Consider the following 6,491-nt stretch of genomic DNA (forward strand, 5'->3'; position numbering starts at 1 on the left):
CCCCACACGCCGGGCTACAGCCGGCGCAGCCATGAAATCGCCCCGTTCCACGTGATGTCCCTGCTGGCCCGCGCGCAGGCGCTGGAACAGGCCGGCCATGATGTGATCCATCTGGAGATCGGCGAACCGGACTTCACCACCGCCGAACCCGTAGTGCGCGCCGGGCAGGCCGCGTTGGCGGCCGGCCATACCCGCTACACCGCCGCACGCGGCCTGCCGGCCCTGCGCCAGGCGATCAGCGGCTTCTATCGCAGCCACTACGCGCTGGATATCGACCCCGAACGCATCCTGGTCACCCCGGGTGGTTCCGGCGCGCTGCTGCTGGCCAGCAGCCTGCTGGTCGATCCCGGCCGCCACTGGCTGCTGGCCGACCCGGGCTATCCCTGCAACCGCCATTTCCTGCGCCTGGTCGAAGGTGGCGCACAGCTGGTGCCGGTCGGGCCGGATACCGCCTATCAACTGACCCCTTCGCTGGTGGAACAGCACTGGAATGCCGACAGCGTCGGCGCGCTGGTCGCCTCACCGGCCAATCCGACCGGCACCGTGCTGTCCGCTGATGAACTGGCGGCACTGTCGCAGAGCCTGCACGCGCGCGGTGGCCACCTGGTGGTGGACGAGATCTACCACGGCCTGACCTACGGCCTGGACGCGCCCAGCGTGCTGCAGGTGGACGACAGCGCGTTCGTGCTGAACAGCTTCTCCAAGTACTTCGGCATGACCGGCTGGCGACTCGGGTGGCTGGTGGCGCCGCCGGCAGCGGTACCCGATCTGGAGAAGCTCGCCCAGAACCTGTACATCAGCGCATCAAGCATCGCCCAGCACGCAGCGCTGGCCTGCTTCAGCGAGGCATCGATGGCGATCTTCGAGCAGCGCCGCGAAGCGTTCCGCCAGCGCCGTGACTTCCTGCTGCCCGCGTTGCGCGAACTGGGCTTCCGCATCGAAGTCGAGCCGCAGGGCGCGTTCTACCTGTACGCCGACGTCAGCGCGTTCACTGACGACGCGCAGGCGTTCTGTGCCCACTTCCTGGAAACCGAGCACGTGGCGTTCACCCCGGGCCTGGATTTCGGCTTCCATCGCGCCAACCAGCACGTGCGCCTGGCGTACACGCAGGAAGTGCCGCGATTGCAGGAAGCGGTGGCACGGATTGCGCGTGGGTTGAAGCGTTGGCAAGGATCACGTTGACGGTAGTGCCGGCCGCTGGCCGGCAACGGCATCACCCACACATCCGCGGTTTGCCGGCCAGCGGCCGGCACTACCAGTAAAGAAAAACGCCGCCCTGGGGCGGCGTTTTCCGCTCTGCTTACTTGCCGCCCAACCGCTCCCACAGGAAGCTGTAGGCCAGCGCCGACATGTGTGCCGCCTGCGCGTTGTTGGCTGCGCCGCCGTGACCGCCTTCGATGTTCTCGTAGTAGGTCACGTCCTTGCCGGCGTCGATCATCTTCGCCGCCATCTTGCGGGCATGGCCCGGGTGCACGCGGTCATCGCGGGTGGAGGTGGTGAACAGCACCGGCGGGTAGTTCTTCTTCGCGTCGAACAGGTGGTACGGCGAGAAGGTCTTGATGAACTCCCAGTCGCTGGTGTCCGGGTTGCCGTACTCGGCCATCCACGAGGCGCCCGCCAACAGGTGGCTGTAGCGCTTCATGTCCAGCAGCGGCACCTGCACCACCACCGCACCGAACAGTTCCGGGTACTGGGTCAGCATGTTGCCGGTCAGCAGGCCGCCGTTGCTGCCGCCCTGCACGCCCAGGTGCTTGGCGGTGGTGATCTTGCGCTTGACCAGGTCACGCGCCACCGCGGCCATGTCTTCATAGGCCTTGTGGCGGTTCTGCTTCAGCGCCGCCTGGTGCCAGCGCGGGCCGTACTCGCCACCGCCGCGGATGTTGGCGACCACATACACGCCGCCCTTCTCCAGCCAGGCGCGGCCCATGCCACCGGAATAGCTCGGGGTCAGCGAGATCTCGAAGCCGCCATAGCCATACAGCAGGGTCGGATTGGAGCCATCCAGCTTCATCGCCTTGTCGTGCACCACGAAGTACGGCACGCGGGTGCCGTCCTTGCTGGTGGCGAAGTGCTGCTCGATCACCTTGCCCTTGGCATCGAAGAAGGCCGGCATGGTCTTCAGCGTTTCCGGCGGCTGGCCGATCTCGGCCAGGGCCAGCGTGGTCGGGGTCAGGTAATCGGTGGCGGTCAGCCACACCGCGTCACTGTCGTTGCTGTCCACGGCGGCCACGCCCAGCGTGCCGAAGGCCGGCGCACCAACGAAGCGGCTGGTCTGCCAGCCATCGGCGCCCGGAGTCAGCACCGACAGGCGGTTCTTGACGTCGTCCAGCACGTTCAGCACCAGGTGGCTTTTGGTCCAGGTGGCACTGGCCAGCGAGGTGGTCGCGGTCGGGGTGAACAGCACCTCGAAGTCGCGATTGCCGGCCATGAAGTCGTCCAGCCGGGTCGCCAGCAGCGAACCGGACGCATAGGTCCTGCCGCCCACGGTCCACGGATCGCGCAGCTCCAGGGTCAGCCACTGCTTGTGCAGGCCCTTCTCGGCCGAGTTCGGCGCGTCGATCTTGGTCAGCGTGCCGTCGTCGCCACGCAGGTAGATCTCGTTGTTGTAGAACGCCAGCGTGCGGCTGACCAGGTTGCGCTCGAAGCCCGGGGTGTCATCGTGCATCGCCGCGATGTACATGTCTTCCGGCTTGCCTTCGTACACCACGCTGGCCGAGGCCATCGGCGTGCCGCGCTTCCACAGCTTGGCCACGCGCGGATAGCCGGACGTGGTCATGGTGCCGGCACCGAAGTCGGTGTAGACGAACACGGTGTCGCGGTCGATCCAGTTCAGGCCACCCTTCGACTCCGGACGGAAGAAGCCGTCCTTGATCCAGGCCTTGTTGGCCAGGTCGAACTCGCGGGTGACGTCGGCATCGGCGCCGCCACGCGACAGCGCGATCAGGCAGCGGCTGTAGTCCGGGCGCAGGCAGTCGGCGCCGTGCCAGACCCAGTTCTCACCCTCGGCCTTGTTCAGCGCGTCCAGGTCGAGCACGGTCTCCCACTGCGGCGAGGCCTTGCGGTACTCGGCCAGCGTGGTGCGCCGCCACAGGCCGCGCTCGTGCTGCTGGTCCTTCCAGAAGTTGTAGTAGTAGTCGCCGATCTTCTGCACGCCGGGGATCTTGGCATCGGAGTCGAGCACCTCGCGGATGCTGGTCTCCATCTGCTTGAAGGCCGGGGTCTGCGCCAGGCGCGCCTCGGACTTGGCGTTCTGTTCCTTGACCCAGGACAGCGGCTTGTCGCCGGTGACGTCCTCCAGCCAGGCGTAGCGATCGGTGTCTTCAGCGGCCACGGCGGTCCCCACCGAGGCAGCGGTCATCATGCCGGCCAGCAGGCAGGCGGAAGCGAGTCGTGACATTGCAGCTCCAGGCAGTCATAAGCCGTGGAACGCTAGCACGGAATGTCGCGGTCGCCCCCGTGTCGAAGGTCAGGCCGTGGCCGCCGGGCGGCGTCGACCGCGCGCAGCCGAAGCCGGACGGCGCCGCGCCTGTCCACCGGTACGACGTGCCAGCCGCAGCCATGACAGGCGCGGCAGCGGGAAACGCAGCAGTGCCCACCACGCCACCAGCGGCATGCCGACCAGCCACATCGGCAGCCAGCCCAGCCAGGCGCTGCTGCCGCGTGCGGCCGGCCAGACCAGCACCAGTGCCACGCCGGCCAGCGCCACCTGCTGCACGCCGCGCAGCAGGCGTGGATCGGCGCGCTCGAAGATGACGCGTTCAGTTGCAGGGCGACGGACGGAACGTGCGTTCATGGGGCTTCTCCGGTGGACGATGCAACACAGCGTGGGCAAGGGCCTTCTCACGGACTGCGACACCATTGACGGATCGCGTGCACACAGTCGACCATGCGCGTGCAAGCCCACTGGAGCCCGCTCCCGCATGACTTCGATCCGCCCGTTCTGCGCCGTGCTGCTGGCCCTGTCGCTGGCGGGCCCCGCCGTGGCCGCCAGTGAGCCACCATCGTCCCGCGCCACCGACGCGGCCGCTCTGGACGCGCCGATCGACCTGAAGCGCTTCATGGGGACCTGGTACGTGATCGGCCGCGTGCCGAACTTCATCGAACGCGGGCATGTCGCCAGCGTCAACGAATATGAGCTTCGCGACACGCACAAGGTCGGCATCACCTACCGCTACCGCGATGGCTTCGGTGAACCGGTGCAGGAGGTACGCGCACGCGCCAGTGTTGATCCGGACAGCGGCAACCACGGCTGGCGCACCTGGTTCTACCGTGTCGTGCCGACCCATTCGCGCGTGCTGGAAGTGGCCCCGGACTATTCCTGGGCGCTGATCGGTTACCCGGGCCGCGAGATGGCCTGGATCTTCGCGCGCAAGCCGGACATGGACAAGGCCCTGTACAAGGAGCTGGCCGAGCGCCTGCGCGACGAGTACGGCGTGAACACCGACAAGCTCAAGCGCGTGCCGCAGCATCCGGAACAGGTCGGCAAGCTGGGCTACGAAGTACCGAACGCGCGCTGATCGGATCGTGGCATTGCCGGCCAGCGGCCGGCACTACCGTTTCCAGGCGATGAGGTAGAGCCGGCCGCTGGCCGGCTAATGCACGACGCTTCAGAAATTCATGAGGTTGCCGGCCAGCGGCCGGCACTACCCGAGCGATGCCGGGCGCCGCCCGGCATTCTGTTATCTGCGGCTGTAATGCGCGACCAGGCGGTCGCCCAGCATCTGCAGCAGCTGCACCAGCACCAGCAGCAGGACCACGGTGACCAGGGCCACGTCGGTGTGCGAACGCTGGTAGCCGTCGCGGAACGCCAGGTCGCCCAGGCCACCGGAACCGATCGCACCGCCCATCGCGGTGAAACCGATCAGGGCCACGGTGGTGACCGTCGCACCGGCGATCAGGCCAGGGCGCGCCTCCGGCAGCAGCACGCGGGTGACCAGCTGCCAGGTGGTGGCGCCCATCGCCTGGGTCGCTTCGATCACGCCGCGGTCAACCTCGCGCAGCGCGGTCTCGACCAGGCGCGCATAGAACGGCGCAGCACCAATGACCAGCGGTACGATCGCGCCGCGCACGCCCAGCGAAGTGCCCATCAGGAACAGGGTGACCGGGATCAGCACGATCATCAGGATGATGAAGGGCACCGAACGCAGCAGGTTCACCACCAGCGCCAGCACGCCATAGGCCAGCGGCCGGCGCTTCATCTGCGGCGCCCCGAACAGGTACAGCAGCACGCCCAGCGGCAGGCCGATGGCCAGGGTCAGCGGCAGCGAACCGAGCAGCATCAGCAGGGTATCAAGGGTGGCCTGGCCGATATCGGCCCACTTGCCCGCATCCAGGTGGCGGAAAAAGCCGCCGGCAGTGGCGATGATCATCGACGCAGTTCCTCAACGTGCACGCCGGCAGCCACGAACGCGGCCTGCGCGGCGGACTGGTCACCGCCCACCAGGGCGACCACCAGCTGGCCATACGGGGTGTCCTTGATCCGGTCGATGCGGCCGGACAGGATGTTGTAATCGACGCCGGTCTCGCGCGCGACGCTGCCCAGCAAGGGCTCGTAGGTGTCGCCGCCGAGGAAGGTCAAGCGCACGATGCGGCCACCGACGGCGTCGAAATCACGGTGCAACGCGCCTTCGTCCACATGCTCCGATTCACTGACGAATCGGCGCGTGGTCGGGTGCTGCGGGTGCAGGAACACCCGGGTAACCGCTCCGGTCTCGACCATCTGCCCGGCATCGAGCACGGCAACGCGATCGCAGACGCGACGGATCACGTCCATCTCGTGGGTGATCAGCACGATGGTCAGGCCCAGCTCGCGGTTGATCTTCGACAGCAGCGACAGCACCGAGGCGGTGGTCTGCGGATCGAGCGCACTGGTGGCTTCGTCGCACAGCAGGATCTGCGGGCGCGTGGCCAGCGCGCGGGCAATGCCGACGCGCTGCTTCTGGCCACCGGACAGCTGCGCCGGGTACTTCTGCGCATGGGCCTCCAGGCCCACGGTCTGCAACAGCTCGGCCACGCGCGCGTCGATCTCGGCCTTCGGCGTGCCGGCCAGTTCCAGCGGGAAGGCGACGTTGCCGGCCACCGTGCGCGACGACAGCAGGTTGAAGTGCTGGAAGATCATGCCGATGCGCCGGCGCAGCGCGCGCAGGCCATCGGCGTCCAGTGCGGTGACATCCTCGCCACCGATCAGCAAACGGCCGCCACTGGGTTCTTCCAGGCGGTTGATCATGCGGATCAGGGTCGACTTGCCCGCGCCGGAATGGCCGATGATGCCGAAGACCTCACCGGCCTCGATGGTCAGGTCCAGCGGTTGCAGCGCGCTGACTTCGCGGCCGGCAACGGCATAGGATTTGTGCAGGCGCTGGAACTCGATCACGGGCGTGGCTCACCGGCTGGGTGACGGAAGGGGGCGTGCAGCCTACCAGCGCCGGCGCTCACGCGCCCGCGCCATAAGCCGGAATGTTATTCCTTTTGGTTCTAAGGCGCCCGTGAAG

General features: G+C 67.5%; 6 protein-coding genes. 2 read left to right on the forward strand and 4 right to left on the reverse strand.

Annotation, left to right across the window (positions count from 1 at the left end):
- A partial coding sequence (locus N7590_RS21585; RefSeq protein ID WP_279935885.1) for a pyridoxal phosphate-dependent aminotransferase occupies positions 1-1,182 on the forward strand: 1,182 nt, incomplete at its 5' end.
- Positions 1,183-1,300: 118 nt separating this feature from the next.
- Here the strand turns inward: N7590_RS21585 and N7590_RS21590 are convergent.
- Entirely contained in the window at positions 1,301-3,397 is a 2,097-nt protein-coding gene (locus N7590_RS21590) for a prolyl oligopeptidase family serine peptidase (RefSeq protein ID WP_279935886.1), read from the reverse strand.
- Positions 3,398-3,466: 69 nt separating this feature from the next.
- Positions 3,467-3,793: a hypothetical protein gene (locus N7590_RS21595; protein ID WP_164241417.1), complete on the reverse strand. Its 327-nt coding sequence runs from the start codon at positions 3,791-3,793 to the stop codon at positions 3,467-3,469.
- A gap of 127 nt (positions 3,794-3,920) precedes the next feature.
- On the opposite strand from N7590_RS21595, the gene N7590_RS21600 reads away from it, so the two are divergent.
- On the forward strand, positions 3,921-4,517 hold the full coding sequence (locus N7590_RS21600; protein WP_164241416.1) for a lipocalin family protein: 597 nt from the start codon (positions 3,921-3,923) through the stop codon (positions 4,515-4,517).
- Positions 4,518-4,679: 162 nt separating this feature from the next.
- Here the strand turns inward: N7590_RS21600 and N7590_RS21605 are convergent, their stop codons facing one another.
- Together N7590_RS21605 and N7590_RS21610 are read right to left on the reverse strand one after the other, a co-directional pair.
- Positions 4,680-5,369, reverse strand: coding sequence for a methionine ABC transporter permease (locus tag N7590_RS21605; protein WP_164241415.1), 690 nt, complete (start codon positions 5,367-5,369; stop codon positions 4,680-4,682).
- On the reverse strand, positions 5,366-6,373 hold the full coding sequence (locus N7590_RS21610; RefSeq protein ID WP_164241414.1) for a methionine ABC transporter ATP-binding protein: 1,008 nt from the start codon (positions 6,371-6,373) through the stop codon (positions 5,366-5,368). The genes N7590_RS21605 and N7590_RS21610 overlap by 4 nt, the downstream gene beginning before the upstream one ends.
- Between the last annotated feature and the right edge of the window lie 118 nt (positions 6,374-6,491).

The sequence above is a fragment of the Stenotrophomonas sp. GD04024 genome, from assembly GCF_029837545.1.
GTDB classification, from domain to species: Bacteria; Pseudomonadota; Gammaproteobacteria; order Xanthomonadales; family Xanthomonadaceae; genus Stenotrophomonas; species Stenotrophomonas forensis.

Bases quoted from the DNA above. Each gene is read 5' to 3' on its own strand.
- N7590_RS21590 (WP_279935886.1), bottom strand. From the start codon at position 3,397: ATGTCACGACTCGCTTCCGCCTGCCTGCTGGCCGGCATGATGACCGCT.
- N7590_RS21595 (WP_164241417.1), bottom strand. From the start codon at position 3,793: ATGAACGCACGTTCCGTCCGTCGCCCTGCAACTGAACGCGTCATCTTC.
- N7590_RS21600 (WP_164241416.1), top strand. From the start codon at position 3,921: ATGACTTCGATCCGCCCGTTCTGCGCCGTGCTGCTGGCCCTGTCGCTG.
- N7590_RS21605 (WP_164241415.1), bottom strand. From the start codon at position 5,369: ATGATCATCGCCACTGCCGGCGGCTTTTTCCGCCACCTGGATGCGGGC.